Consider the following 979-nt stretch of genomic DNA (forward strand, 5'->3'; position numbering starts at 1 on the left):
CGGATACGATTGAAGAAGCTGAAAGAAAAGGAGGAAAAAAGCAAGGCAAAAAGGCCAGGGAATGCAGCGATGAATATATGTTGGATAGTTTTCAAGGATATCCTCAAGACTTGCGGTGGTAATCCCTTCGCCCGTTGCGCCCTGCGAAACCCCGATCGCATTGCCCCAACCTGTTTCGCTTTAGCATTTACGAAAAAAAATTAGAGGAGGTAAATAAATGAATTTACCTCCCTTTATAATCGTTAGACCATCTAAAAACCGGGTATTAATTTATTTCTGTCAGCTTACAGTAGCCTATCTTTCCCGAGGACAAGACTTTAACATTTATCCACTCTCCCTTTTTAGCAATTCGTTTAACTTTTTGGTTGCCATTAAGCGTCTCAATAACAGGATAGGATAATCCTGGACCTGAGCGAAGACTGATTTCTTTAAGCTTTACCACTGATATCGCTTCTGCAGTGTAACTTCCCAAACTGCTATTATTAACGCTAAGGGATTGCGTATACTGTTTGCTTGGTGCACTAGCTTTATGTGTTGATGCTTTTCTACGGGGACTAGCGCGGACAAGCGGTTGCGATTCAACAGGCGAACATACTCCGCAGGTACCTCCGCTCCTACAGTGTGCGCACCGTGAGCAGTTTTTACACGCCGAACAATAAGCCGAACCGGTGCATCTTCCCATCTTGCTTTCATTGACCGCACCAACAGAAGATATCTTCTGACAGTTGCCAAGAAAGTGACATAACATCAGTGCTATTAAAAAAGTAAATACTTTCATGATTTTTGTTTTGGTATTATTTTATACAAGTTTCTAAAGTAGAATTTACTTGAAGATATGCCAGCGGGAATCTATTTATGCTGCCAGCACCTACCACCTCCGACAACCACCCGCTTACAATAGCCTCCAGTCTTGTTTTTTGCCCCACAAACTGAAGAGGTAGGTGCAGTGGTTCCCCCAGAGCTATTTCAGTGTGTACGT

2 protein-coding genes are annotated in these 979 nt (G+C 42.9%); both read right to left on the reverse strand.

Annotated elements, in window-relative coordinates; genetic code table 11:
* Window positions 1-265: 265 nt before the first annotated feature.
* Entirely contained in the window at window positions 266-778 is a 513-nt protein-coding gene (locus ON09_RS26960) for an SH3 domain-containing protein (RefSeq protein ID WP_010603566.1), read from the reverse strand.
* Between the two features lie 16 nt (window positions 779-794).
* On the reverse strand, window positions 795-979 hold a 185-nt coding region (locus ON09_RS26415; protein WP_010603567.1), incomplete at its 5' end, for a hypothetical protein.

It is taken from the genome of Pedobacter agri PB92 (genome assembly GCF_000258495.1).
Lineage (GTDB): Bacteria > Bacteroidota > Bacteroidia > Sphingobacteriales > Sphingobacteriaceae > Pedobacter > Pedobacter agri.

Excerpts from the sequence above, each read along its gene's own strand:
- ON09_RS26960 (WP_010603566.1), bottom strand. The coding sequence starts at position 778 with ATGAAAGTATTTACTTTTTTAATAGCACTGATGTTATGTCACTTTCTT.